1 pseudogene is annotated in these 229 nt (G+C 75.1%); it reads right to left on the reverse strand.

The annotated features are described in order from the left end of the window. A pseudogene (locus tag ACGWYJ_RS39170) lies at positions 1-229 on the reverse strand (acyl-CoA dehydrogenase); the annotation flags it as partial.

The following is a 229-nucleotide window of genomic DNA, read 5'->3' on the forward strand; positions in this document are numbered from 1 at the left end:
GAGGGCGATCAGCTCGTCCACGATCCGGCGGTAGAACGCGGCCTGGGTGAGCGCGCCCGCCGACCGCTCGTGGCCGAGCGTGGTGCGCGCGATGCGCCAGCCGTCGTTCTCCTCCCCCACCCGGTCGGCCACCGGCACGCGCACCTCGTCGAAGACGATCTCGCAGAAGTGCTCGCGGCCGGTCAGGTCGCGGATGGGCCGGACGGTGACGCCCGGGGCGCGGGCGTCC

Origin of the sequence: Actinomadura sp. SCN-SB, assembly GCF_043906805.1 — a bacterium.
In the GTDB taxonomy this organism is placed as follows: Bacteria; Actinomycetota; Actinomycetes; order Streptosporangiales; family Streptosporangiaceae; genus Spirillospora.